Raw genomic sequence first — 23,756 nt, 5'->3', positions numbered from 1 at the left:
GTGAACAAATGGAAGTTTTTGAGTTAGCGCGGAGACAAGAAATTAGTTATCACGAGAAATTATATACGGAACATAAGCTGTTTGAATCGGGGACATGGCTTGCGAAGCCAGTTAAGGTCGTTGTCGAAACTTTTGACTTATTGGATGCAGGATCTAAGAATGTACTAGATTTAGGTTGTGGTGTGGGGCGAAATAGCATCCCGATAGCTCAGAAGCTGCAAGCTCAGGGTGGTAATATTTATTGTGTGGATTTATTGCAGACGGCAATCGAAGTGCTTAATCAGAATGCACAGAAGTATGATGTCCAAGATCTCATTGTCCCGATAGTTGCAGATGCAGAGCATTATAAAATTCCTGAACTTACGTTTGACTATATTATCTCCTGCTCCTGTTTAGAGCATGTATCGTCTGAGTCGGCTTTTGAGACAGTGGTCAGAAGATTACAAGCTGGTACAAGAGCTAAGGGATTTAATTGTATATTGATGAGCACAGAAGTTATGGAACAGGATCTCGTAACTGGAGAAGAGACTGCTGGTGTAATAGAACTGAATCTTAACACACAGCATGCAATTCGGCTGCTACAGGAACTCTATCAAGACTGGGAGATTCTCATAATGCGCCATTTACCGCAAGAAATGACCGAAATCAAGTACGGTAGAAATATAAAGTTTAAGAGTAATTGGCTGACATTTGTTGCAAACAAATCATAGAATAAATGAGGTTAAATCCATGCGAATTATTGTTACTGGTGGAGCGATCATTCGTGATCAGCACAATCGCATCCTCCTCCAAAGACGTTCAGATTATGGCAATTGGGGACTACCTGGTGGTGGTATGGAAGCAGGAGAAAGTATCGAGCAAACGATGATACGTGAAGTTTTAGAAGAAACGGGTCTTCATGTGATGCAGCATGAGCTTTATGGCATATATAGTGGAGAAAGAATGCAGTATCGTTATCCAGACGGTAATGAAGTCGTGTTCGTGATGTTTATTTTTCATGCACAAGTTTCACTAGTAGGGAAAATAGCTAATGATGGCAACTCCGTAATATTCGCTGATTCTAATCGGGAATCGCTGGAGCTTCGGTTTATGAGTATCGACGAAATCGATATTGCGAATATTAGCTCGGTTCAGCAGCCAGTTTTTGAAGATTTGTTAGCGGGAAGAGTAGGAATACTTAGAAATTAGGGAGATGTTCCGAAAATGATTTCGCTTATACTGAAGTTATTCTTTTATCAATCTCCTATATTGACCTATTCATCCGATGAAATAGCTGTATATGACAAAATCTTTGACGATGCGATTCGTAGCGGTGGAGTCATTCACTATACAAGTACGTATCCGAAACATCGATTTATTGCTTACATTGCTGCTCATAAGGGTGTTCTGCTCCATGGCTCTAACGATCAGTTCATCGAGAAATTTGAAACCAGAAGGCAGACCTTGTTTAACGGTGAGTATGTAGAGGCAGTGTTTGCGACAAAGGATGGAATTTGGCCGCTATTTTATGCTGTTTTCGATAAAAAGAAACTGATAGGAAATATCCGAAACGGTTGTTTAGAAACGAGAAGCGGCGCAAGATTCCACTTTTATTCCTTTAGCCAAGAATCTGGTAATAATACACCTTGGACAAGAGGGATGATCTATTTTTTACCAATGGATTCATTTAAGAGAGCTCATAAGGGGTTAGTTTCGTTTGATGAATGGACTAGCCAAGTTCCTGTAAAACCAATAGCGAAGATCAATGTTGAAGTAGAAGATTTTTATTATCATGACAAAGTAAGTGTACATAAAAGTACTGAATCGGTTCTTATCACATGGTTGAAGTATAAACTGAGAATTCTTTTTAGGAAAACGCCTGACGATTTCGCAATGTAGAAATCATACGGTTCATTTCGGATTCAACTTGACGCAGTAGATTCATGGAAACCATTCCTTCGCCCATCAAGTGTTAGGCACATTGTTCTCCATGGCCCAATCAACGGTTCCGTAACAAGATGCATGCAAAAAAGACACCGAGTTGGTGTCTTTTTTGCGAACGTTGGAAGGTTAACGCGTTATTTTTTGCTGACCGATGATATCGCCTTCGCATATTCTTCCGCGAGGAAACGGTATCCCGCGTCATTGGGGTGTACCCCGTCTCCGGAAACATAAGTGGGGAAGTTATCTTTGTTCCATTGGCCAGACAGATCGATGAAGGTACAATTGGAAACGCTTGAGCATGCATTCTTTATCGCTTGATTAAAGGGCGCATTGCTTTCATCGGACCGGGTGTAGACCGCGATCATGCCGCTTGCGAATAACGACGTATCCGGCAGCGCGTCTCTTATCGTTCGCAGATACTTCGCATAATCCGCCTGGTACTGTTCGGGCTCTATGCGTCCGGCAGCGTTATAACCGTAAACGGAAAGCACATAATCGGGATTTAATTGAATGACGTCCGCTTCAACGCGGTCTAATCCGCTATTATTGACACTGGCTGGGACAGAAACGTCGACGTCCGTCCTGCCGATCCCTTGATTGACGCTCTCGACGCCAAGGATATCGCCAAGCACAGGTACGAGTGAAGTTAACCCATAGTTGCTGGAGCCTGTTCCATCAATGTAGCTATGGCCCATGACGACCAATTTTTTTCGGTTGTCTTCAGGCTTCCTTACATGGGCGTCTGGGCTAACGTACAATCCGCTAATTTCGCTGTTGGAAGAGAAAACAAACTCGATCTGGTGCCACCCCGACTGATCGATGTAAATCGGAATCTCATTGGTCTCGGAGCTTATGCCACCATCGACTGCAAGTTTCCCGTCGACATAGATCCATACCGCCACCCCCCTGCTTTGATGCTTGAGAACTGCAAACGTACTGTCGGTTTCAATCTTGGCGCGTCTTCCGATCTGCGAACGGTCTAAGCTCGTCATCCAACCCTTCATCACCTCGCCCCATCCTTCAATGCTCACTTTCTTCCAAGGGCCGTTCGCATAGAGCCACTCGGGACTGGTCGGTTCAATTAATTTCTTCTCCACCGTTTTAGTTGGGGCAGGGGTGCCGATTTGTGCTTTGGTTGGAGTGGGAGTGTTGGTTTGCGCCCTGGTTTGGGTTGTGTTCTGACATCCCGCAAGGACTGCCATGCAGACGCATAACATGCCAATGAATAATAGCCTCTTTTTGCCGATCTGAATCATATTCATCATCACCTCATCGTTCGATTCCATTTGTTCAATCCCATTGTAACAACGGGAATGGCCGTGATCCTGTCTTTTCATGCTTTTTACATCTAGGATGCGACATGTATAATGGAGATGAGGTGATGCGAATTGGATTGGCGGGAACGGATGGAGGACGCGCTAGCGTTCATCGAAAGTAATCTGGAAGAATCGCTTAACGTCGAGACCATTGCGAAGGCTGCGTATTCTTCCCCTTTTCATTTTCAACGCATGTTTCATATGTGGAGTGGTATAACGCTGGGTGAATACGTGCGAAAGCGGAAATTGACGCTAGCTGCGCAAGAATTGGCCGTATCCTCCGTGAAAGTCGTCGATCTCGCGTTCAAATACGGATACGATTCGCCTGAAGCTTTCAGCAAGGCGTTCCGTAAAATCCACGGTATTGCCCCTTCGGAAGCCCGCCAAGCGGGAGTTTCTTTAAAAGCGTTCCCTCGCGTTTCGTTCCAGTTCGACGCGTTAGGGGAGGATGAAATCGAATACCGAATCGTCCAGAAAGAAGCGTTCACTGTCGTTGGCAAATCTGCCGAGATCAACTGCGGGAATGAGGGCCGCACCCGGCAGTGGTTTTGGGGTGAAAGCCTGGCGGATGGCACGCTGTCCAACCTGAGTGCCCTGGGGACGGATACGCCATTACTTGGTATGACCCTGAATTTCGATGAAGAATTCACCTACATGATCGGTAGGGAAGCAGGGCCTGATTCCTTGATGGATGGGTTGGTTTTGTACACGATCCCAACTTCTACCTGGGCCGTTTTCCCTTGCGACGGATCGATTCCCGATGCCATTCAGAATGGATTCCGAAAAATTTATCAGATGTGGTTTCCAGCCACTGATTTTGAGCACGCAGGTCTGCCGGAAATCGAAGTGTACCTGCCGGGAAACTCCCAGGCGGAAGACTACCGCTGCGAAGCTTGGGTTCCGATTGTGAGAAAGTAACTAAAAGGACACCAAATCGGTATATGGTTGATGTATAAACTGAGAATTCTTTTTAGGAAAACTGGCGTAAGGAGGAATTAATAATCATGATTATTGATCTCACTCATCTCATTCAAGATCGTATTCCTGTGTTTCCAGGAGATGCAGAGACGGATCTGAAACAATCCAAATTTTTAGATAGGGATTATTACAACAATCATCAATTATCTATTAATATGCATGCTGGTACACATATTGATGGTCCGATGCATTTAACTGATTCGAAAACGTACTTGAATGAAGTTCCGATAGAGAATTTTATAGGCGATGCTTGCCTAATTGACGTTTCTGGACACAAGACAATTAATTACAAACCAGAATATGAGCAAATCATCCGAGATGGGCAAATTGTCATTCTTTATACAGGGCATAGTAAGCTTTTTGGGCAAAATGAATATTTTACTGATTATCCTGTTCTAACAGTAGAATTCGGAGAATTACTTGTTAAGAAGCGGGTCAAAATGATCGGACTGGATACACCATCTCCAGATATGTATCCATTTCATGTACATAAACTCTTATTCAATAATAAAATCTTAATCATGGAGAACTTAACGAATCTGGACAAGCTGTTGCACATCAAGTCATTTGAGATTATAGCACTTCCACTTCATATTAAGGCAGACTCATCTATTGCGCGTGTAATTGCGAGAGTTCAATCATGAGATGAATGGATTTGATCCTATGAATAAATTAGTAATTAGAGGCGTGAAGATCGTCGCGATATATAAGGGTAAGCTCGTCATTGTTAAGCAATCTAGGGCAGGGAAGAACCAGCAAACGTACGAATTGCCAGGAGGTAGAGTTGAGCATAGTGAAGAATTGGTTTGCGGTGCTATTCGAGAGCTTAAAGAAGAGACAGGTCTGATCACAGATCATTTAATAGAGTTAGGAACGTATAATGTTCCTGCAAGCCCAATTACCATTACGCTTTATTTTACAAACTCAATTGTCGGTGAGGCCAATCAGATGCTTGATGCTGATGAAGATATTGAGGTTCTTTATGTTGATATTCAAGAAGCTTTTAATAAAATCGCCAACGCCACTTGGAATGATCCACGATTAGGTATAGGACTCATTCTTGCAAGATCTCAAAGGTTAATTTGAGCATTTTGCCAGTAATAATGGTAAAATATTGATTATGCGATAGATGACCATACTTGAGAGGTGGAATCCGAATGAAGCTGTTTCATTTTAGTAGCGAATCCAATATCGAAATTTTCAGGCCTAGAGTCAAGCATAATCGAAAGGACATGCCTCCCGTTGTATGGGCGATTGATCAAGAGCATGAGTTCACGTTTTATTTTCCAAGAGAATGTCCCCGCATTGTGATTACAAGATCGGATGATATGAGCGATGAGGATCTGACGAGATTTTTTGGAGTTAGCTCTGCTAATAAGATTGTGACTGTTGAGACTCATTGGTATAAAGCCATAAATGAAGGAACGATTTATAAATATACTTTACCTGGTGATAGCTTTAAGCTATTTGCTAAGACTGCTGGATATTACATTTCAGAAGAAACCATCATACCCGAAGAAATGCAGCCGCTTGATCATTTACTAGATAGATTAATGGATATGAATATTGAAGTCAGATTCACGCCCAGCTTACACCCACTTAGAGATGCAATCCTGCGATCATCCATTCAAGATTTTGGAATTCATCGATTTGAGAATGCTAGATGATAGCCTAAGCAGATTAATGAGGAGATGATGACGATGAACTGGGCCAATAGAATAACGATGATGAGACTAGGCTTGATACCTGTGTTTTTTCTGTTTCTAACACCAATAGCAACAAATGTGCTGCCAATAAGTCAGGATGTGGCAACGATTATAGCGACGATTATTTTCTTACTCGCAGCTGCGACGGATAAATTAGACGGTTACATAGCTCGCAAATACAATCAAGTAACGAAGCTTGGAAAGCTGCTGGATCCGCTTGTAGATAAACTATTGATCGTGGCGGGACTCATTATCTTAGTTGCGAATCATCAAGTAGCATCTTGGATGGCAATTCTTATTATCGGACGCGAAATTGTCATTACATCATTTAGAACTTTTGCAATTACTAAAAATGTGGTGATGGCTGCAGATCGGTTTGGCAAAATAAAATTGGTTCTACAAGTCGCAGCGATCAGTTTGGTTCTGCTCGATTTAAATTATCAGCTAGATCAGATGATGATGCTAATCGCTACGATACTCACTGTAGGTTCAGGTATTAATTATTTGATTAAGAACAAGCATGTCATTCGCTTAATCCATCAATAGAACAGGTGATATGATGAATCAGTCCATATACGTGAACTGGGGTGGCGGTAACGTCAAATTGACGTGGCTTCCTACTGACCAGCTTCCGAGTGTAGATAAAGTAACAAGTGTGCATGGCATTTGTTTTGACAAGGATCGAATTTTATTAGTGCATGTGAAGGATCGGGGCTTCAGTATTCCTGGAGGTCATGTAGAAGATAATGAATTGTTAGAGCAAGCTTTACATAGGGAAGTACATGAAGAAGGATATGTGAAGGGAAGGATATCTGGCCTGCTTGGGATGATCAAAGTCAATCACCAAGAGAATCCGAACTTCGATCCGAACGGCAAATATCCAATGATCGGTTATCAAGTGTTCTATCGAATGGAAATCACAGAATGTCTGCCATATGCCAGAGAAAATGAAGCAACAGCGCGGGTTTGGGTGGAGGCGAGTGAATTTCCTTATGTCATTAATGATCATGCATTAATGAATTTAATTTTAAAGGAAGCGCTTACGATTTTCGGAATGAATTAATTTTTGGTTTATGAAGGCGGGGGTGTCATTTGAAGCTTGGAATGCCAACATTAATAGAATTCAAGTCTCTAGAGGAAAATTTGAAGCGATGTAAGGAATTGAAGTTGGATTTTATCGAGCTTAATATGAATATTCCTATTTATACGCCTGAGTTTTTACCTGCACAAGAGCTTCTGGACATGAAATTTAAATACGGGATTGATTTTACAATTCATTTACCAGAAGAATTTGATTTATCCTCTTTTCAGCCTTCTATACGACAAGGTCATTTGGATCGCTGTATCGAAACAATTGATTGGGCTGCCAAGGCGCAGATTAAGACAATTAATATGCATCTGAATAAAGGAATTTATTTTACTCTGCCTCATACCAAAGTATGGATTAACGAACAATATGAAGCTGAATTTCAGCAAAGACTATATGAGTCCTATTGTAAACTATACGAATATTCGAATAAATTAGGAGTCGAATTATGCATTGAGAATACAGCGAATTTTCATCTGCCTTGGGTGAGTAGAGCACTTGATCGTTTGTCCGAATTCGATAATTTCTTCTTAACATGGGATGTTGGACATGATGCAGTTGCAGGGTTTCAGGAAGAACCAACGTTCAGAAGATTCTCTAACCGAATTAAACATATGCATTTACATGATTATAATCACAAATCAGATCATCAGCTTGTATACTCAGGAGTTGTTCCAATTAATGAACGCCTTCAATTTGCTGAAGATCATCAGCTTACTGTCGTTGTTGAAGTCAAAACTAGCACAACGCTCGCACAATCGATAGAAGCGATCCGCAACAATTACAAAAGGAGCTAGCTGGACATGAACTCATTTTCAATTAGAAAAGCATCTTCGCAAGATATAGATTTCCTATGGGATATGCTTTATGAATCTCTATTTGTGCAGGAGGGGGAACAGCCTTTTAAGAGAGAAGTTATTCATGAACCTTCCTTATCTAAGTATGTAGAGGCTTGGGGCAGAGAGGGTGACCTTGGACTTATTGCAGTTGATGATGCAGAGAAGCCTGTTGGGGCGATAATCCTTCGTTATTTTGCTGAAAATAACAAAGGATACGGCTATGTCAGTAACGATATTCCCGAAATGTGGATGGCATTATCGCTAGCATACAGGGGTATTGGACTAGGGTCTGCATTGTTGCAAGCATTAATCGATGAGATGAAAGCTAAGGGAATTCAGAAGCTATCGTTAAGCGTAGACCCGAATAATCACGCAGCTATGAAATTATATCAGCGTTACGGCTTTATTAAGGTGGGAAGTGTAGACACGTCCATCACGATGGTTACAGATATCTGTAGTTTGTAGCTAAGAAGGGGTCCATTTTATGAATATTGCATTACGTCCAACTCAAGATCAGATCAGTCGATGGATCGAACAATATGTGCCTGATAAGGATTTATTTTTTGTAACAGAAATGGGCCTGAATAGGTTTCGAGCTTTTCTGGATGAAGTGCTAGTGATGCCAAGACAAGAATTTAAGAATCATGCAGCTTATACTCAGATACAGATAAACAATAGTTATGAAATATGGAATATTTCAACAAATAATCAGTTTGTGATCATAGCTCAGCCAAGCTGGATAATGAGCCTGCCTTCTGAGTTTCGAGATGAATTATTTAGATTACAGATTGCTGCCCGAAGAGGCTTAATTATTCCACTCTCATTGATCACTGACGTTAGCATGTTCCCTGCAGAATTTATAGTAGAGGAACAAAATAAGTCATATGTCATTCTCCAACGTATGATGTGGCAGCAGCTTTTGTATGATTGCAAGGTGCACACAATAGAGGCATATGCACAGAGCTGGGATAACTGGAAGGCGATCGATGCTCCAGAGATGTTACCAGCAAGTCTGCGGAAATATGCTAATTCATTCCCATCTGAGTCAGGTGCGAATTGCTTGGCTGCGACTTTATATGCGATTAGTATGAATCCTGAAGGACAGGAATGGATCATTCATGAGTGGATTCATCCCTTAACTTTTATCCAAAGCTTAAGCTATGCTAACTACTCTGCAACTACGACTGAGGAGTTACAAGTAGGAGATGTAGTTGTTTGGGTTGATGAAGCGGGCAATATTCAGCATGCTTCATACCATATTGGAGATCATCTGTTTTTCAATAAAGATGGGCAAACCTTCTTCAATCCGTGGAAAATCATTCATTTGGACGAACTTAAAACGGAATGGAACATATACCAGATTCGTATTTATCGCAAAGGTTGATGTGAGCTTATGTAAAGCACAAAGCTAACATGAAATTTTTAGTCAAATCATTGTGCAAGCAGATAAAAAAATAATGTTTTACAGAGGAAATTGAAATAAAAAGTAGAATTCTTAAACTAAATAGTGACAAAATTATGACAATACAACCTCTTAATAAGGTGTGATACCAGTTGTCTATTAGAAGTGTCAAGTTGATCTGTGCACCATTTATCTTGCTATTTGTTTTAATTTCCTCTTTGATTCTTCATCATTCTACGAACATCTTCTTCCTGATTATTACTGCCATATTGTTGTATACAGCTATAGTATATGATCATAAGTTTCCTTGGCTTAAAGGCATTCAATTTATTTTCCTAGGGGCATTCCACTTGGCTAGTGAGCTTAATTGGTGTGTTCTACTGTATTACATTCTTATTGTGAATTTGATTGAAAACAAGAAGAGATATCAAGAAACGATTCCGATCGCTTTATTATTAATAATGGAATATTCGGCTATTCGTTTATCCTATATGGAAACCTTGACAACATATACCTTATTAGCTACTGTATTTGATCTGATGACATCTCTTCTCTTGGTTCTTTTGTTTCACATTTTTATTAACATTGAAACCGAGAGGAAGGAATTGACAAAGCAAAATGACTACCTCTCCAATCATGATGCCCTAACAGGGCTATACAATTACTTTGGCTATATGAATAAAGTTCAGCAGACCATCCAAACGAATAAAGAATTCTTATTTGTATTATTCGATATAAATAATTTTAAATCGCATAATGCCAAGGACATAGCGACAGCTAATGAAATACTGGTCAAATTATCTCAAAGCTTAATAGCGCGTTTTCCGAATCATTTGGGTGCGTCTAGATATGCAGGGGACCGCTTCTCGATCTTGCTTCGGCCCTCCGAGCAAATTGATAAACTTCTTAATTTTGAAGAGTTAGGTATTCAGATCACATACAGCACAACGCGATATCCACAGGATGCAATTACTTTCCAGCATCTCATTCATATAGGTGAAGATCGTATTTTTCAAATGAGACGTGAGTTCTGGCTCAAACAACAAGAAGAACAATCGCGTTCAGATAAAATGAAGCTGGTAGGCGAACTGGCTGCCAGTATGGCACATGAAATTCGCAATCCATTAACATCCATTCAAGGCTTTATACAATTATCTAAAAATTCTGGCTATAATATTCTGCCTTGGTATGATGTGATAATGAGTGAAATTACAAGAGTAGGTGAATTGACTGCAGAATTTCTTCAGTTTTCGAAGCCTCATGTGGGAAATATGAAGAATGAGTTGATTGCCAGCTGTATGGCAAGAGTGTATTCCTTATGTGAGCCTGAAGCGACTTCAAGAGGACATACGATTGAATTGATCATTCTAGATCATGCTGCACAAGTACGGATGGATCGCGATAAGATAACGCAGGTATTGATCAATTTGATTCGCAATAGTTTCCAAGCAATGGAACAGCCTGGGCATGTCCAATTTACACTCCATCAAGAAGATAATCAGGCAGTTATTCAAGTTCGTGACAATGGCAAAGGAATTGCAAACGACGAAATTGATAAAATCTTTGATCCTTTCTATACAACCAAGGAAGATGGAACAGGACTTGGATTATCTTTATGCCAAAAAATTATTGAGGATCATAACGGGGAGATTACCGTTTCGAGCGAAGTTGGATTAGACACTGTATTTACAGTGAAATTGCCGATTGCATTGCACAATAAATCAGGCAGGAGAAGTAAAGTAAACCAGCCATGATCGCGATTCACGAGAGAAGTTGTATAAAGGACAAATAGCTTGCTGCATTATCGGCGTGCAGCAAGCTGAATTATAGAAGATCTTTACTTCGCTAATTGATTCAGTGGGCTCGCAAATAAATTTCTTACTGCTTCTAAAACACGATCTTTATTAATTGGTTTGACGATAAAGTCACTTGCTCCATGAAATATAGCATCCAGAACAAACTCCCGCTGCCCGAGTGCTGAGCACATGATGATTTTGGCTGAAGAATCAAATTGTTTAATTCTCTTGACCGCTTGGATACCATCCATTTCTGGCATGGTAATATCCATCGTGACTAGGTCCGGTCGATGCTGTTTATATAATTCAACGGCTTGCTTGCCGTTGCTAGCTTCAGCGATGACTTGATGTCCACTTGCTTCTAATATGTTACGGATCATAAGACGCATAAACGCAGCATCGTCAACGACCATTGCTTTAATGGTACTCATGTCAATCCCTCCTTCGCACTTAAGTTTAGCTTTGCTCTCTGAACATAATCTGAATATCGCTTGTAAAAATACCAAACAAGAGAGGATTATATACTATGACCACTATAAATAAAGCAATTAATTATATTCAGGCTAATGGCAATCCCACGGAACTGGCCAGATTACAGGTAATTACTGACTCGCTTATTCCTACTAATGATGAAATTGTTCAATTACTGAATCATAAACAGAACGATGATGGCGGATGGGTGCCTTTTTGGGGAAAAGATATTAGTTCGCTAGACGCTACCTGCTATAAACTAGCACAGCTCGAACAACTAGGTTTGCAGAAGCATCCACTCATCGACAGTGCGATAGCGTTCATTTTAAGGAAGCAGAATGAGAGTGGTTTTTTTGAGGAAGATCTGCGCATTGCAGAAATATGTCCACCTTGGGTTAAACCAGGAGAACTTGAAGCAAGACTGTATCTCACGGCGAATTGTGCGCTTTGGATACAACATTATGCACCCGATTCAGATGCACTTGCCTCTGCAGCTTCCTATTTAATAGCGAATCGGAATGAAGCGGGGTATCTGAACTCATATCCGCATACGAACTGGATGGCAGCAGGATTACTCTATACATTGGGGTATAAAGATGAAGCTGAACAATTGATGCAATATATTGACAGTATTATAGATGAACTATCTTCGGATAATCTGGCATGGCTCGCGAATACATTCATTCTATGTCAAATGGATGAGAATTATCGATTGCAGCAGATTATTTCTCGATTGAAGCTGCAGCAGCAAGAGGATGGAAGCTGGTCTAGTGACGATGGTGAATGGCAACGAACACATACGACTTTGGAAGCATTACGGGCGATCAAGTTTATGGAAGCAGATTTGGGTACGAGTCAGATGATCCAATCCCGGCCTCAGCTTGTATTAGATGCAGGCGGCGTTATTATTACAAATTTAAAATCAGCCTTCTGGTCTGAACTTGCGGACTCTTCAGGCGTAATGATGGAACAAGTTGTTGCCTCTTTTATGAAGGATATAAAGAAGCCTTTATGGACAGGCCAAATAGGACAAGACGCATTCTGGCAATGGCTCAAGGAGCAGTGTCCGAATGTGGATATTGAAACTGCCCAAAGCTTATTTTTTCAACATATGCGAACTCTACCGACGGTTGGTTATTTATCAGAGTGGAGCCAGTATGCGGATCTTCATCTACTCAGCAATCATTGTGAAGAGTGGCTGCTTCCGGTCCTACAGCCCTATCTGTCTTTTTTCAAAAGTATAACTGTATCAAGTAAAGTAGGTTATTGTAAACCTAATCTAGCAATCTATGAGTATGTTCATTCACAGCTTGATAGCCAATGTAGTATATTATTTGTAGATGATCAAGAAAAAAACTTTATGCCTGCCCAGCAGCTAGGCTGGGATACTCTACTTGCGGACGCTGACGGACAATGGATTGATGCCGTAACAACAAAGATAAAGTCAATAGTAGAGGTGCAGGAATTATGATCATCAGGCGTACAGTAGAAGAGGATGCAGCGGCGTTCGTTCATTTTGCTAATCAACTAGATACAGAAACGAAATTCATGATGTTTGAACCTGGTGAAAGAGACGTGTCAGTGGAAGATCAGGCAAGAATTTTTCGGAGAACACAAGACTCAGCAGAGACGATCTATCTAATTGCAATTGAAGGAGATACAATCGTTGGCTTCATTGCAGGGATTGGTTCTTCAGTAAAAAGAATAAGCCATCGCTTAATGGTCGTAATTGGCATTTTAGAGGAATATCAAGGTCAAGGAATCGGCACACAGCTGTTTACCCAGCTTGAACAGTGGGCTAACGAACAGGGGAAACAAAGATTAGAACTAACTGTAATGACTCATAATGAGCTGGGGCTCAGCTTGTATAAGAAGCGAGGATTTGAGATAGAAGGTACGAAGCGGCATTCCTTAGTCGTTGATGGGAAGTCGATAGATGAATTCTATATGGCCAAAATTATAGGTGTACAATGAATAATGAATCAGAACTGATTCGTATCATGCAGCAGAGTGAATTATTAATGAAAGTATTTGATCGGGTCAAATTACTTGGATTGAAATCCTATTACATAGGAGCGGGTTGTATTGCACAGACAGCATGGAATCATTTAACGAGTCGTCCTCTTCATTATGGAATTTCGGATATCGATATCGTTTATTATGAGGATCAGGATCTGAGCAGCGAAGCAGAAGAGATCATTATCAATAGAGGAAAAAGGCAGTTTGCAGATATTCCTATCGCATTAGATATCAAAAACCAAGCACGTGTACATCTTTGGTATGAGAAGAAGTTTGGGATTCCTCTTCAGCCCTATCGTTCGCTTGAAGAGGCGATTCAATCATGGCCTACAACAGCTACTTCTCTTGGAGTCAGACAGGAACTTAATGGGGAGTGGGTTATATATGCTCCTTATGGGCTAACTGATCTGCTAACAATGAAGTTAAGAGCGAATAAAAAGCTAATTACGGAAGAGATTTATAGAAAAAAAGTGAATAAATGGTTAGTTAATTGGCCTGAGCTTCAAGTGATTGAATGGAATGAATCAACCAGATGAGAAAGAGAGTGAATAGAATGATTAAAGCGATTGTATTTGATTTTGATGGATTGATTATGGACACTGAAACACCATGTTATGATGCATTCAGAGAAGTCTATCGTGAGTATGGCGTTGATTTGCCCTTAGAAACATTCGCACAGTGTATTGGTACAAGTAATGATGTCTTTAACCCAGTTACCTATTTGTCAGAATGTCTTGGTCGATTAATTGAAGAAGAAGTGGTGCAGGAGCAATTCCTTGCCAAATACAATGCTAAAGTCGAATCTATCGAACTGCGGCCTGGTGTGCTAGATTATCTTGAAGCAGCTACACGACTCGGTATCAAAATTGGCTTGGCTTCCAGCTCTCAAATGGATTGGATTATACCAAAGTTGAAGCGATGCGGAATAGCTGACTATTACATTAGTGTTAGAACCAAAGATCATGTAACAAGAGTGAAGCCTGATCCTGAGCTTTATTTACAATCACTTGAAGCTCTTGGTGTGAGTGGCAGTGAAGCAATTGCGTTCGAGGACTCACTTAATGGACTTAGAGCTGCGAAGCAGGCAGGATTACATTGTGTAGTTGTCCCTAATGATGTGACAAGACATCTTCCATTTGCAGAACATGACTTACTTCTGAACTCCATGAAAGAGAAGTCACTTGAAGAAGTCATTACCGAGATTGAGAATAAGAGTTGCTAGAGAGGTAGACGACTGTGCAGTTGATCGCTGAAATATACGAAGAAGATTCTAAGGCTCTATCTACGCAAGGTATTCAATATGATGTAAGAAGAGCGGCAAGAGCTATCGTGATGAATGAGCTTGGAGAGATTGCGCTGATGTATGCCGCAGAAGAGGATTATCACAAATTGCCTGGCGGTGGTATTGAGGCGAACGAGCATGTGACGGATGCTTTGGTCAGAGAGATGACTGAGGAAGTCGGTGCTGACGTTGAAATTCTGGATGGCTTAGGAATTGTGATTGAATATCGTAATAAACGCAAGTTTATGCAAATATCTTACTGTTATATGTGCAAAGTCAGGGGCTGCCTAGAAAATCCTACATTCACAGAAGATGAGCTGAAAGCAGGCTTTGAACTGCAGTGGCTTACTCTTACTGAAGCAATTGCACGCATTGAACAGGAGTTTCCAGTCCATTATGCAACAGAGTTTATGCACCGTAGAGATTTGGCTTTATTAGGAGCAGCTAAGGAATGGATCGTAAGAAATAAGAGATGAATTCAATTGTGGAGGGGACATGGCCGGATTTGGTATCTATTTTATAATATTACTTGTCACTGGGACATTGCTTTTAGCTAAAACGCATATTGATCTCTCTGTTGGCGATCTCATTTTTCAATTCATTGGAATTCCGCCTTGGTCTAACGGACATGAGTTAGGCTTACATTACTCCGTATTACTTGGGATATTGTTAGTCTTACTAGGTATTGTTGGGACAGTCCAATTGTATAAACATCGATATCCCAAAATTCTGAGCAGAATTATCATTTGTGGGATTATTATTTTGTATATTTTTCCGTTTATGACTGAAAAAGCTACATTTTTGCTAAAACATAATTCAACTGGAATTTCCTCTATCGATTATTCCTAAGATAAGACGAAATGTAATTTTACTTATAAAGAAGATCAGATCTTAGCTCAATGCTCGATCTCATTATATAATTATGGAAATTTAGAGGAAATCACAATTAAACCCATTGACCTCTATCATGAGAATGAAGCTGTATTTGAATCAAAGGCGATTGGAATAAGCCCTCACACTCAATTTGGTCTATGGATGCAATTTGAAGGGAAACTTCTTAACGAAACGAGAATGACTGGAACGTCTTCTGGCAACTACTACCTTGAGCTAGAAGTGAATGGAGACAAGAAAACCATGTATTAGATCCATATCAGATTGGAGCATAACGATGAAACGTAAATATGCAAAAAGATCAGATTGGAAACGAATATTAGAACGGGAATATAAGCAATTGTACGTCGAAGATGTCGATTATACAGGTACTATTTCTATGCTCATCTTGACCAAGGTAAGAGAACCGCTATTTGTTAGTGTAGGAGACAAAGATAAATATTGTGTCGCGGATAATGGGTATAAGTGGTTGCAATATTTTCCGAACAATAGCCATTATTCTTTGACTGTCATGTTCAATGCACAGAATGAAGCCGTTCAATGGTATTATGATGTGTCCCATAAAATGGAGGTAACAGACGAAGGTGAGCCTTATTTTGTTGACCTCTATTTGGACGTTGTTGTACTGCCTAACCGTGAAGTTTACTTACTCGATGAAGATGAGCTTCAAGAGGCTTTGGATAGTCAAGAAATTAGTATAGATGAATATCACCTTGCAAAGCAGGAGGCCACGAGGCTTATCCAAAGTATTGAAGATAGTAATAATGTCTTGATGGATAGGTGCTACAAGGATTTAGCAACACTAGAAGCTTTGTAGCTGGTCGTCCATAAGCATTTGAATTTAATACCTAAAGATGGTAAAGTTAGTATAACCGATTATATTAATCGGGATTATTTGACTTTGGAGGTATTAGATGACGTCAAAGATTTATTCAAGTTTAACTGAGCTTATAGGGAATACCCCATTGTTGGAACTATCTAACTATAATGCAACTCATAATCTGAATTCTAGATTAATTGGGAAGTTAGAGTATATGAATCCTGCGGGTAGTGTGAAGGATCGTATCGGATTCGCCATGATCCAAGATGCTGAGAATCGAGGATTAATTAAGAAGGATTCCGTAATTATTGAGCCAACAAGCGGTAATACAGGGATTGGGCTTGCTTTTGCCGCTGCATCATTAGGGTATAGATTAATCATCACACTTCCAGAAAGCTTTAGTATGGAGCGCAGAAAACTGCTGCTTGCCTTAGGTGCAGAGCTTGTTCTGACACCTGCCGAAGAAGGAATGTCGGGTGCGATTCAAAGGGCTGAATCTATAGCTGCAAACACGCCTAATTCCTATATACCTAGACAATTTAGTAATCCTGCGAATCCAGAAGCACATCGATTAACGACAGCGGAAGAGATCTGGAGAGATACGGATGGGCAGATCGATATTTTTGTTGCAGGGGTAGGAACAGGAGGCACAATTTCAGGTGTCGCCGAAGCGTTGAAACAGAAGAACAAGTCTATCCAAATTATTGCGGTTGAACCTTACGATTCCCCTGTATTATCGGGTGGCAAAAGAGGTCCACATAAAATTCAAGGCATTGGCGCTGGATTCATTCCTGATAACTATAATCCAACTCTTGTTGATGAAATTATCAAAGTGAAGAACGAAGACGCTATTGAGACTGCAAGAGAACTCGCAAGAAGCGAAGGCTTGCTAGTTGGCATATCATCAGGAGCTGCAACCTATGCTGCAACACAGATTGCCCTTCATCCGCAGAACCAGGGTAAAACGATTGTCGTTCTACTTCCGGATTCAGGAGAAAGGTATTTATCAACTGAACTTTTCAAAGAAGAATAGAAAAGTCCAAATAAGTGATAAAGTGAGACGGCCGATTACAAATGGCTGTCTTTTTTATTTGGAAACTGTTAGAGCACATTTTAGATTACAGGAGATGCCCCAAATTTAATGCAACGCTATTGACTAAATCTATATTACTTGACATAGAAGTAAAAAAACAGCCAAGGTATGGATACCTTGGCTGTTTCACTGTATTTGAGAATTAGAGAATAATTATACAAATAATTGAAATTACTAACATAATTAATGTCATGTATGCATATTTTAGTTGATTTATATATATCAAAATTATTGTGATAATTACGAAAATATAAGATAAGATTGATGCATATAAATTAATATCCGTGAAATATGCATTGTTGGATATAATTAGTACAAGCAACATAAGAAAAGTCGTAGTACTTGAAAGCCAAGATTGTTTGCGGGAGTATTTTTTAACTTTTCTTTTTCTTAGAATGACAAAGAATATAATGACTGAAATGAAAAGAGCGACTACTAAAATTGATATTAATAAAGATAGCATTTTACACTAATCCTTAATCACATTGAGATGTAATTGACCATGGGATAATTCCAAGCCATCTTTTTATTTTTATACCACAGCCATTTGAAGCAGCAGTAGAAACAACACCAGCAGCGGCAGCAATTAACGCACTTGTGATTCTAGTTACTGCAGCTGCTGGAGGAGCAATCGTTGCTGTAATTTCTGAAGCTATTAAGAGGGCAGCAGAAGCTAAGGCAAGATAACCTACTAATTTGTTTGCTGTGCAAGAATTAAAAAGCGCTTCTTCCCATAAAATGTTATCATTATATGTTTGTTCACCTTCGCATGCTTTAAATAGTTGCTGATTTTGTTTTACAGTATTGAGATCTTGAACAAGTGCGCTAATAACACTTTTCTCAACAACATTTGCATTTTGTGCAGCAACACTATCGAAGATTAGGGAACCGCTATCATCAATGGACATATATGGCGCAAGTTTTTCAGCATCGGAAAATGATTTTCTAACTTCTTCTATACTAATATTTAAAGTAGAAGCCATCTGTTGGTAACTTATTTCATCTAATTGTTCTTGAGTCATAGTGCTCTCTTTTGCCCATAGTTCTTTTAATTTATCAACGGGTAATCCGGACTCTATACTAATTTGATTAAAGTCGATATTAGGACTTGCTGCATTCGTTGGTGTGACTACTGTTAAAAGTAAAGCTAGACTTAAAACAAGAGCATAGACTTTTTTTAACATATCTCATCCTCATTTCAAATATTATGAGTGTCGGCCAACAACTCTAGTATAACCATACACTATTGTCCAAGATTTGACAATATTTATTCAAATATTTACAAATTAATATTATATTTCAAATTAATGTTTCAATTTTTGTCACTAGCGTTGCATTAATTTAATTTGAATAATAGCAATATTAAGCATTTAACAGTAATAAATAAAAAGATCCTTTAAAATGGAATGGCAGGTAGTTCCTGTCCATAATCCACTAAAAAGGACCAATCTCATGGACAAGAATACACTATTTTCGTCATTTGGTAAATGGATTTCTCCCATTTGTATTAAGAAATTTACAAAACGTGTGTATGAGACCGAGCAAGATAAGTACGTAAAAAAACTAACAACACTTTCGTATCTTAAACTGTTCTTGCATGCCCAGCTTCACCAGCGAGATGGTTTACGTGAAATCGCAGATGACCTGCTCACTAAGGGCTTTCAGAAAGAGCTTGGCATCACATCTATCTCCGCTTCTCAATTAAGCCGAAAACATAATCAGGTCGATCCATCCTTACTTGAAGAGGTGTTTAGCGATCTCGTACTTCGGATTCGTGAGCGTACTGCGCCAGTTTCTTCACGACGAGATTTTCGAATAATCGATTCTACGACCATCGGACTTTGTTTGTAGAAGTATAAGTGGGCCGAGTTTCGTAAGACCAAGGCTGGTATCAAATTACAATTCCGGTTAGCCTACATAGACGATGCAGCAACCATTCCAGAGAAAGTCCTAATGACAACGGCGAAGAAGAACGATTGCAGTCAGATGGAACATCTGGTAGATGAGATCGGCCTGACTTATGTCTTTGATCGCGGCTATATCGACTATGAGAAGTTCGACGATTATTGTGAGTGTGGCATATTTTTCGTTACACGCACGAAGAAAAATACCGTCATCCGTGTGGCGCATACGTTCTCGTTGCCAGAGGCAAGTCAGGTTCTCTCCGATCAAATGGTATACATCGGCACCCCACAGAAGCGAATGGAAAACGTCCTACGGCTTATTCATACGCAGGATTCCGAAGGAAATCCCATTGTCATCTTGACCAACCGTTTCGATCTAGAGGCCGATGAAATCAGCCAGATTTATCAAGAACGCTGGGCGATAGAGACTTTCTTCAAATGATGAAACAACATGTACGAATTAAGTCCTTTTATGGAACATGCGAAAAAGCGGTTAAGAATCAGGTATGGATCGCCCTAATAGCCTTCTGTTTGTTGGTTCTGGTGAAGATGGGGACGGGTACAAAGCACAGCCTACTTGCCCTTTATCGTTGGCTAAAGGCATTATGTTGGGATCGGGCAGAAACTTGGCTTGGGCGAATTCACCGAAAGCCAAGTCGTTCATCTACAGGTAGGCGAAAGAAAGCGTAAGTCGTTCAGTCAACCGGCGATATAATAGTATAATTTTACCAAATGGACAGACTGCCTCTAACAGGTAATTGACCTTTTGGTTCAGCAGGAAAAAATGTATTTCTGAATTTTTAATCAATTATTTCCTGTGGGTTTAATGCAACGCTAGTGAATTTTTGTATAAATTAACTGTATAGAACCATGCTTTAAGCAGTTGTAAGCTATTTTTTGTATAAAAGAAAAAGAGAGATAACTATGAAATAAATATCCATAAAATGTATAGTTATTACAAAAAAAGAAAAAAATACCGCAAAACAATACTCTATTCCGCAACATTATTGCGCTCACCGCAAAGCACTTGTCGGTGTCATTTGTGAAATATTGTATTATTATGATGTAGAAAGGCTCAAATCCTTACAAAATATTAGTAGGTTTCGAAATTGAAAAAAATCAAACTTTCTATTATGACATTACTTACAGTATGTTTATTGGCAATCGGCGGTGTTTTGCATACGCTCAAGCTGGGTGGGGAGACTCGTTCAACAGCGCTGTTCCAATAGCTCCAAGTAATCAAGTAAGTAAGTACCTATCTCGATAATAACGATCTTGATGTTTATGTATACAAACATACGAGTAGTGTAGCTCGTCAAATCTCTGCAATACTAGAATCACCAATTGGACATCTCCTCCTGAAAATGGGTATTTAATGTTGATTCAGCAAATCAAGCCAAATGGAACAGTAAATTCCGTTGGTCCAACCTTTGCAGCTAGTCTGTATGCAGAACCTGGAGACAAGATATATTTTACTGTACACAGTCAATCTGGCAATGCAATCCCTGGCCAGTATTACCTCTTAAGTTTAGCATATCAATAAAATATCAAAATATATAACCCCCCACTGACCTATATTGTTTGGTGGGGCTTATTTTGTTTGCTATTAAACGATAGTTGACATATCTAGAATAGTTTTCATAAAATTATGATGAATTACTAGGAGGACATGATATGGCTACTAGCATGATTATAGCTGGGGACTATAAAGGAAATCCATTCAAGCTCAATAGCGTTGCATAAACATTGTTGATCTCACGTTTATTGAATTTTCAGGAAATATGGCGATACCGTGTACCTCATAGCCGCGATCAAACACATACGTTGCGCCTGTTTCATCAGTAAGTGCATCCATTTGAGTACGATCTGATGGCTTGGCTGAAATAAGCACAGCCTTCTCCGGGTATACCGTATTCGGATTACAGAAGGTTACCCGCAAATGGAGCTTTACTCTAGCCTTTGTTTTCCGATAAGTATCCCACTTGTACTTGCTAAGGCATAGACTCATAGTCGTAGAGTCTAGGAGTTCACCGTGCTGATTAGTCCAGTTGCAGGTAGGCTTAAGCGAGAGACTTGAGTAACCAGATCGACAAACATCTTCTGTAGTAGTTCTGGCGAAAGCTTGTTGTTCTTCCTTGACAGCTGTGAAGTACTGATGAAGGTAATGCCAAGTTCTATTGGAAAGCTTCATTACTTTCAACTTCAGTGACAATATCCCGCAAAGCTTTGCGCTGATTGAGTTGAGCATCAATGAAGATCAAGAGAAAAGCCAGTGAATGGAGCTTCTTTACGTATTTATCTTCACCTGTTTCCACGGTCCACTCAGAAATTAATATTGCGTTTAGGTGCGCACCCCATTTACTAAATGACGAAAGTAGTGTGTCCCTGTCCATGCGTGATCTCCAATGATAAGGGAGATGGACAGACTACCTGCTCCCCTAATAATGGAGATTTTTTATTGTAATAATCGACTGACATTTGACATTTTTAGCACATTTTGGGTTTCAGAAGATGCCCCGAATTTAATGCACGCTATTGAGATTATTTAAATAAAAGTTATATACAAAAGGAGCCGAATAAGCGAATTAAGATGAATTCACTAATTATCGTTCTACCTGAAGATGATCGGAATAACATTATTCACATGTATGGCAGTCATAAGATCAAGGAAATCCAATTTATTGATTCTTCTCGAGATCAAGATGATCTTCGATTCGTATATTGCGTTACCTATCAAGATGCGAATATTAAACCTATAGTGATCAAAGTATCTAGGAATTCATTCACAAAGCACGAACGTATCAATGGCTGGGCGCAGCTTACAGTTCGTTATAAGCAATGCGGCTTGTATTGTCCAATGATTCAGGAATGCGCTGCGACTAATTCATATTCGTTCGATTATGTGGACACTCATGGCCGCGAATTCATCGTAAATGCAGAGGAATATAAGAAGTATAAGACAATTGAAGAATATATCGAGGAAAAAACTGCTTCTACCGCTGATAGTAAGGAAATAACTGCTAACCTGAAGCGTTATTTTGCCTCTCATTCATTTCGTTCTCAAGTTTATGATTCGATTGGTTTAATTGCATCCACTTATAAGGATCAGAGTTTAGTAAACTGGCCTTCTCCTTATGTACTCTATGATAAATTTAGTGAGGATGAATATTCGGATGGGAACTATGAATTTGCTGAAAAATTCTATTTTACAGTCAAGCAGCAATCTGGTGATCATCAGCTCATGGAGACGATCTGGTCTCTGTATTTAGATAAAAAGTCTCGATTTGAATCAAAGTATCGCAATTTACCCAAAGCTGTTTTTCAATCTGATTTGAACGATTCTAATCTCTTGCTTGATGACCAGTTAAATCTAGTTGGGATAATCGATTTTAATTTGTCGGGAACTGAAACGATTCTTAATTACATCATTTGTGAATGCTTGTATTTTTTACGGGTAGATGATTTAGATAAATTGGGCGATTGGGCTTTCATGAAGCAATGTGATGAACATCTGGCTAAGGCCATGTCAGCAGTAACCAAGCACTATGAATTATCGCAGCAAGAATTAGATGTCATTAATGACCTGTATAATATCGTAGCTCCGTTCCGATTTCCGACCATGCACTTATTTATCAAGGATTTGAAAGCGAATAATGGTGACAAAATGGACGCTATGCTTGAATGGATCTACTATCAATTAACTCGATCTGATATTCATCAACTTATTCAGGAGGTTGATTTCAGCAGTGCCTCAAGCTAAGAAGCTTATTGCATTATGTCTGACGATCTTATTCATATGCCTTGTTCTGTTTGTTGTACTTGAAAGAAAATCTGCTCCACCCATGATTACAGAAGGAATTATGAACGCAATTGAACAAAGTGAACACGGCCAGAAGCTTGCTCTTCAGGATTATACAGATTTTGAATGGGACTCGGTATATATCTTACGTCCATATATGGATCCAGCTGATCTCACAATGATCAAAGGTGCGGCCGATGTTGACTCTATGATTAAATACCATGATCATATCAATTTGATATTATTTGTTCGCCTAGATATAGCAGTCAAATATCTTGATCTTTCTCGAAAATATGATTTTACCAATGAAGATATAACCATGCTAAAGCGTGATGAAGCTGTGTTTACAATCAATAAATCAGAAGGTCATATTATTCTGCAACCATGAAGGAGATGTAGGAATGAAACAGATTATTGCATTAGGCGGCGG

Annotated in this window: 31 protein-coding genes; 26 read left to right on the top strand and 5 right to left on the bottom strand. The window is 39.6% G+C overall.

Annotated features, from left to right (window positions below):
* Nucleotides 1-8 precede the first annotated feature (8 nt).
* Genes E0485_RS05200 through E0485_RS05190 form a run of 3 tightly spaced genes read left to right on the top strand, consistent with a single transcriptional unit; the run spans nt 9 to nt 1,878 of the window.
* Nucleotides 9-710 carry a class I SAM-dependent methyltransferase gene (locus E0485_RS05200; protein WP_132416925.1) on the top strand — a complete coding sequence of 234 codons (702 nt, stop codon included), beginning with the start codon at nt 9-11 and terminating at the stop codon, nt 708-710.
* 19 nt (nt 711-729) lie between these two features.
* Nucleotides 730-1,188 carry an NUDIX domain-containing protein gene (locus tag E0485_RS05195; protein ID WP_132416924.1) on the top strand — a complete coding sequence of 153 codons (459 nt, stop codon included), beginning with the start codon at nt 730-732 and terminating at the stop codon, nt 1,186-1,188.
* 15 nt (nt 1,189-1,203) lie between these two features.
* Nucleotides 1,204-1,878, top strand: coding sequence for a hypothetical protein (locus E0485_RS05190; protein ID WP_132416923.1), 675 nt, complete (start codon nt 1,204-1,206; stop codon nt 1,876-1,878).
* A 179-nt stretch (nt 1,879-2,057) separates the two neighbouring features.
* Here E0485_RS05190 and E0485_RS05185 read toward each other — a convergent pair whose 3' ends face one another.
* Nucleotides 2,058-3,260: an SGNH/GDSL hydrolase family protein gene (locus E0485_RS05185; RefSeq protein WP_132416922.1), complete on the bottom strand. Its 1,203-nt coding sequence runs from the start codon at nt 3,258-3,260 to the stop codon at nt 2,058-2,060.
* Between the two features lie 51 nt (nt 3,261-3,311).
* Between E0485_RS05185 and E0485_RS05180 the strand changes: the two genes are divergently transcribed.
* From E0485_RS05180 to E0485_RS05135, 10 genes are all read left to right on the top strand, one after another.
* A complete protein-coding gene (locus E0485_RS05180) occupies nt 3,312-4,157 on the top strand; it encodes an AraC family transcriptional regulator (protein ID WP_207910933.1) in 846 nt (281 codons plus the stop codon).
* A gap of 86 nt (nt 4,158-4,243) precedes the next feature.
* Nucleotides 4,244-4,861 (top strand): cyclase family protein, encoded by a 618-nt coding sequence (locus E0485_RS05175; RefSeq protein WP_132416921.1) that lies wholly within the window; start codon nt 4,244-4,246, stop codon nt 4,859-4,861.
* Nucleotides 4,862-4,880: 19 nt separating this feature from the next.
* A complete protein-coding gene (locus E0485_RS05170) occupies nt 4,881-5,303 on the top strand; it encodes an NUDIX hydrolase (RefSeq protein ID WP_165921080.1) in 423 nt (140 codons plus the stop codon).
* A gap of 71 nt (nt 5,304-5,374) precedes the next feature.
* Nucleotides 5,375-5,884 (top strand): DUF6886 family protein, encoded by a 510-nt coding sequence (locus tag E0485_RS05165; protein WP_132416919.1) that lies wholly within the window; start codon nt 5,375-5,377, stop codon nt 5,882-5,884.
* A gap of 33 nt (nt 5,885-5,917) precedes the next feature.
* Nucleotides 5,918-6,469: a CDP-diacylglycerol--glycerol-3-phosphate 3-phosphatidyltransferase gene (gene pgsA, locus E0485_RS05160; RefSeq protein WP_132416918.1), complete on the top strand. Its 552-nt coding sequence runs from the start codon at nt 5,918-5,920 to the stop codon at nt 6,467-6,469.
* Nucleotides 6,470-6,482: 13 nt separating this feature from the next.
* Complete coding sequence (locus E0485_RS05155) at nt 6,483-6,986, top strand: NUDIX hydrolase (RefSeq protein WP_132417145.1); 504 nt, start codon at nt 6,483-6,485, stop codon at nt 6,984-6,986.
* A gap of 29 nt (nt 6,987-7,015) precedes the next feature.
* Nucleotides 7,016-7,807, top strand: a complete 792-nt coding sequence (locus E0485_RS05150) for a sugar phosphate isomerase/epimerase family protein (protein ID WP_132416917.1) — start codon at nt 7,016-7,018, stop codon at nt 7,805-7,807.
* 6 nt (nt 7,808-7,813) lie between these two features.
* Entirely contained in the window at nt 7,814-8,314 is a 501-nt protein-coding gene (locus tag E0485_RS05145; RefSeq protein WP_132416916.1) for a GNAT family N-acetyltransferase, read from the top strand.
* 19 nt (nt 8,315-8,333) lie between these two features.
* Nucleotides 8,334-9,233 carry a hypothetical protein gene (locus E0485_RS05140; RefSeq protein ID WP_132416915.1) on the top strand — a complete coding sequence of 300 codons (900 nt, stop codon included), beginning with the start codon at nt 8,334-8,336 and terminating at the stop codon, nt 9,231-9,233.
* A 170-nt stretch (nt 9,234-9,403) separates the two neighbouring features.
* On the top strand, nt 9,404-11,005 hold the full coding sequence (locus E0485_RS05135; protein WP_132416914.1) for an ATP-binding protein: 1,602 nt from the start codon (nt 9,404-9,406) through the stop codon (nt 11,003-11,005).
* 83 nt (nt 11,006-11,088) lie between these two features.
* Here the strand turns inward: E0485_RS05135 and E0485_RS05130 are convergent, their stop codons facing one another.
* Nucleotides 11,089-11,478 (bottom strand): response regulator, encoded by a 390-nt coding sequence (locus E0485_RS05130; protein WP_132416913.1) that lies wholly within the window; start codon nt 11,476-11,478, stop codon nt 11,089-11,091.
* A 95-nt stretch (nt 11,479-11,573) separates the two neighbouring features.
* Here E0485_RS05130 and E0485_RS05125 point away from each other — a divergent pair, with 95 nt between their 5' ends.
* The 8 genes from E0485_RS05125 (at nt 11,574) to cysK (ending at nt 17,563) form a co-directional block, all read left to right on the top strand.
* Nucleotides 11,574-12,989, top strand: coding sequence for a prenyltransferase/squalene oxidase repeat-containing protein (locus E0485_RS05125; protein ID WP_132416912.1), 1,416 nt, complete (start codon nt 11,574-11,576; stop codon nt 12,987-12,989).
* Entirely contained in the window at nt 12,986-13,492 is a 507-nt protein-coding gene (locus E0485_RS05120; protein ID WP_132416911.1) for a GNAT family N-acetyltransferase, read from the top strand. Before E0485_RS05125 ends, E0485_RS05120 begins: the two co-directional genes overlap by 4 nt.
* The gene (locus E0485_RS05115; protein ID WP_132416910.1) at nt 13,489-14,073 is read left to right on the top strand and encodes a nucleotidyltransferase family protein; all 585 of its coding nucleotides are present in this window, start codon (nt 13,489-13,491) and stop codon (nt 14,071-14,073) included. The genes E0485_RS05120 and E0485_RS05115 overlap by 4 nt, the downstream gene beginning before the upstream one ends.
* Nucleotides 14,074-14,093: 20 nt before the next feature.
* Nucleotides 14,094-14,759, top strand: coding sequence for an HAD family hydrolase (locus tag E0485_RS05110; protein WP_132417144.1), 666 nt, complete (start codon nt 14,094-14,096; stop codon nt 14,757-14,759).
* Nucleotides 14,760-14,773: 14 nt separating this feature from the next.
* Entirely contained in the window at nt 14,774-15,295 is a 522-nt protein-coding gene (locus tag E0485_RS05105; protein WP_132416909.1) for an NUDIX hydrolase, read from the top strand.
* Between the two features lie 19 nt (nt 15,296-15,314).
* Nucleotides 15,315-15,668, top strand: coding sequence for a hypothetical protein (locus E0485_RS05100; protein WP_132416908.1), 354 nt, complete (start codon nt 15,315-15,317; stop codon nt 15,666-15,668).
* A gap of 319 nt (nt 15,669-15,987) precedes the next feature.
* Nucleotides 15,988-16,527 carry a DUF402 domain-containing protein gene (locus E0485_RS05095; RefSeq protein ID WP_165921079.1) on the top strand — a complete coding sequence of 180 codons (540 nt, stop codon included), beginning with the start codon at nt 15,988-15,990 and terminating at the stop codon, nt 16,525-16,527.
* A gap of 97 nt (nt 16,528-16,624) precedes the next feature.
* On the top strand, nt 16,625-17,563 hold the full coding sequence (gene cysK, locus E0485_RS05090) for a cysteine synthase A (protein ID WP_132416906.1): 939 nt from the start codon (nt 16,625-16,627) through the stop codon (nt 17,561-17,563).
* A 536-nt stretch (nt 17,564-18,099) separates the two neighbouring features.
* On the opposite strand, the gene E0485_RS05085 is transcribed toward cysK, so the two are convergent.
* Nucleotides 18,100-18,807 (bottom strand): hypothetical protein, encoded by a 708-nt coding sequence (locus tag E0485_RS05085; RefSeq protein WP_132416905.1) that lies wholly within the window; start codon nt 18,805-18,807, stop codon nt 18,100-18,102.
* Nucleotides 18,808-19,075: 268 nt separating this feature from the next.
* Between E0485_RS05085 and E0485_RS25445 the strand changes: the two genes are divergently transcribed.
* The 3 genes from E0485_RS25445 (at nt 19,076) to E0485_RS25435 (ending at nt 20,217) form a co-directional block, all read left to right on the top strand.
* Nucleotides 19,076-19,474: a DUF4372 domain-containing protein gene (locus E0485_RS25445; protein WP_235857432.1), complete on the top strand. Its 399-nt coding sequence runs from the start codon at nt 19,076-19,078 to the stop codon at nt 19,472-19,474.
* Between the two features lie 102 nt (nt 19,475-19,576).
* Nucleotides 19,577-19,969, top strand: a complete 393-nt coding sequence (locus tag E0485_RS25440) for a transposase (protein WP_235857430.1) — start codon at nt 19,577-19,579, stop codon at nt 19,967-19,969.
* Complete coding sequence (locus E0485_RS25435; RefSeq protein WP_235857428.1) at nt 19,966-20,217, top strand: hypothetical protein; 252 nt, start codon at nt 19,966-19,968, stop codon at nt 20,215-20,217. Before E0485_RS25440 ends, E0485_RS25435 begins: the two co-directional genes overlap by 4 nt.
* 1,036 nt (nt 20,218-21,253) lie before the next feature.
* Here E0485_RS25435 and E0485_RS05075 read toward each other — a convergent pair.
* Nucleotides 21,254-21,718 carry a transposase gene (locus tag E0485_RS05075; RefSeq protein ID WP_165921078.1) on the bottom strand — a complete coding sequence of 155 codons (465 nt, stop codon included), beginning with the start codon at nt 21,716-21,718 and terminating at the stop codon, nt 21,254-21,256.
* On the bottom strand, nt 21,702-21,920 hold the full coding sequence (locus tag E0485_RS05070; RefSeq protein ID WP_132416903.1) for a DUF4372 domain-containing protein: 219 nt from the start codon (nt 21,918-21,920) through the stop codon (nt 21,702-21,704). The genes E0485_RS05075 and E0485_RS05070 overlap by 17 nt, the downstream gene beginning before the upstream one ends.
* Before the next feature lie 197 nt (nt 21,921-22,117).
* On the opposite strand from E0485_RS05070, the gene E0485_RS05065 reads away from it, so the two are divergent.
* On the top strand, nt 22,118-23,287 hold the full coding sequence (locus E0485_RS05065; protein WP_132416902.1) for a hypothetical protein: 1,170 nt from the start codon (nt 22,118-22,120) through the stop codon (nt 23,285-23,287).
* Complete coding sequence (locus tag E0485_RS05060; RefSeq protein WP_132416901.1) at nt 23,274-23,714, top strand: hypothetical protein; 441 nt, start codon at nt 23,274-23,276, stop codon at nt 23,712-23,714. The genes E0485_RS05065 and E0485_RS05060 overlap by 14 nt, the downstream gene beginning before the upstream one ends.
* The last annotated feature ends 42 nt before the right edge of the window (nt 23,715-23,756 follow it).

This window comes from Paenibacillus albiflavus, assembly GCF_004344915.1.
In the GTDB taxonomy this organism is placed as follows: Bacteria; Bacillota; Bacilli; order Paenibacillales; family NBRC-103111; genus Paenibacillus_AM; species Paenibacillus_AM albiflavus.
Note: the sequence above shows the minus strand (reverse complement) of the source record. Positions and strands in the feature narration are given on the sequence as shown.

Excerpts from the sequence above, each read along its gene's own strand:
- E0485_RS05065 (WP_132416902.1), top strand. The coding sequence starts at position 22,118 with ATGAATTCACTAATTATCGTTCTACCTGAAGATGATCGGAATAACATT.
- cysK (WP_132416906.1), top strand. The coding sequence starts at position 16,625 with ATGACGTCAAAGATTTATTCAAGTTTAACTGAGCTTATAGGGAATACC.
- E0485_RS05185 (WP_132416922.1), bottom strand. The coding sequence starts at position 3,260 with ATGAAAAGACAGGATCACGGCCATTCCCGTTGTTACAATGGGATTGAA.
- E0485_RS05115 (WP_132416910.1), top strand. The coding sequence starts at position 13,489 with ATGAATAATGAATCAGAACTGATTCGTATCATGCAGCAGAGTGAATTA.
- E0485_RS05085 (WP_132416905.1), bottom strand. The coding sequence starts at position 18,807 with ATGTTAAAAAAAGTCTATGCTCTTGTTTTAAGTCTAGCTTTACTTTTA.
- E0485_RS05120 (WP_132416911.1), top strand. The coding sequence starts at position 12,986 with ATGATCATCAGGCGTACAGTAGAAGAGGATGCAGCGGCGTTCGTTCAT.
- E0485_RS05190 (WP_132416923.1), top strand. The coding sequence starts at position 1,204 with ATGATTTCGCTTATACTGAAGTTATTCTTTTATCAATCTCCTATATTG.
- E0485_RS25445 (WP_235857432.1), top strand. The coding sequence starts at position 19,076 with ATGGACAAGAATACACTATTTTCGTCATTTGGTAAATGGATTTCTCCC.
- E0485_RS25435 (WP_235857428.1), top strand. The coding sequence starts at position 19,966 with ATGATGAAACAACATGTACGAATTAAGTCCTTTTATGGAACATGCGAA.
- pgsA (WP_132416918.1), top strand. The coding sequence starts at position 5,918 with ATGAACTGGGCCAATAGAATAACGATGATGAGACTAGGCTTGATACCT.
- E0485_RS05070 (WP_132416903.1), bottom strand. The coding sequence starts at position 21,920 with ATGGACAGGGACACACTACTTTCGTCATTTAGTAAATGGGGTGCGCAC.
- E0485_RS05170 (WP_165921080.1), top strand. The coding sequence starts at position 4,881 with ATGAATAAATTAGTAATTAGAGGCGTGAAGATCGTCGCGATATATAAG.
- E0485_RS05095 (WP_165921079.1), top strand. The coding sequence starts at position 15,988 with ATGAAACGTAAATATGCAAAAAGATCAGATTGGAAACGAATATTAGAA.
- E0485_RS05200 (WP_132416925.1), top strand. The coding sequence starts at position 9 with ATGGAAGTTTTTGAGTTAGCGCGGAGACAAGAAATTAGTTATCACGAG.
- E0485_RS05195 (WP_132416924.1), top strand. The coding sequence starts at position 730 with ATGCGAATTATTGTTACTGGTGGAGCGATCATTCGTGATCAGCACAAT.
- E0485_RS05100 (WP_132416908.1), top strand. The coding sequence starts at position 15,315 with ATGGCCGGATTTGGTATCTATTTTATAATATTACTTGTCACTGGGACA.
- E0485_RS05155 (WP_132417145.1), top strand. The coding sequence starts at position 6,483 with ATGAATCAGTCCATATACGTGAACTGGGGTGGCGGTAACGTCAAATTG.
- E0485_RS05125 (WP_132416912.1), top strand. The coding sequence starts at position 11,574 with ATGACCACTATAAATAAAGCAATTAATTATATTCAGGCTAATGGCAAT.
- E0485_RS05140 (WP_132416915.1), top strand. The coding sequence starts at position 8,334 with ATGAATATTGCATTACGTCCAACTCAAGATCAGATCAGTCGATGGATC.
- E0485_RS05145 (WP_132416916.1), top strand. The coding sequence starts at position 7,814 with ATGAACTCATTTTCAATTAGAAAAGCATCTTCGCAAGATATAGATTTC.
- E0485_RS05175 (WP_132416921.1), top strand. The coding sequence starts at position 4,244 with ATGATTATTGATCTCACTCATCTCATTCAAGATCGTATTCCTGTGTTT.
- E0485_RS05075 (WP_165921078.1), bottom strand. The coding sequence starts at position 21,718 with ATGAAGCTTTCCAATAGAACTTGGCATTACCTTCATCAGTACTTCACA.
- E0485_RS25440 (WP_235857430.1), top strand. The coding sequence starts at position 19,577 with ATGACAACGGCGAAGAAGAACGATTGCAGTCAGATGGAACATCTGGTA.
- E0485_RS05130 (WP_132416913.1), bottom strand. The coding sequence starts at position 11,478 with ATGAGTACCATTAAAGCAATGGTCGTTGACGATGCTGCGTTTATGCGT.
- E0485_RS05165 (WP_132416919.1), top strand. The coding sequence starts at position 5,375 with ATGAAGCTGTTTCATTTTAGTAGCGAATCCAATATCGAAATTTTCAGG.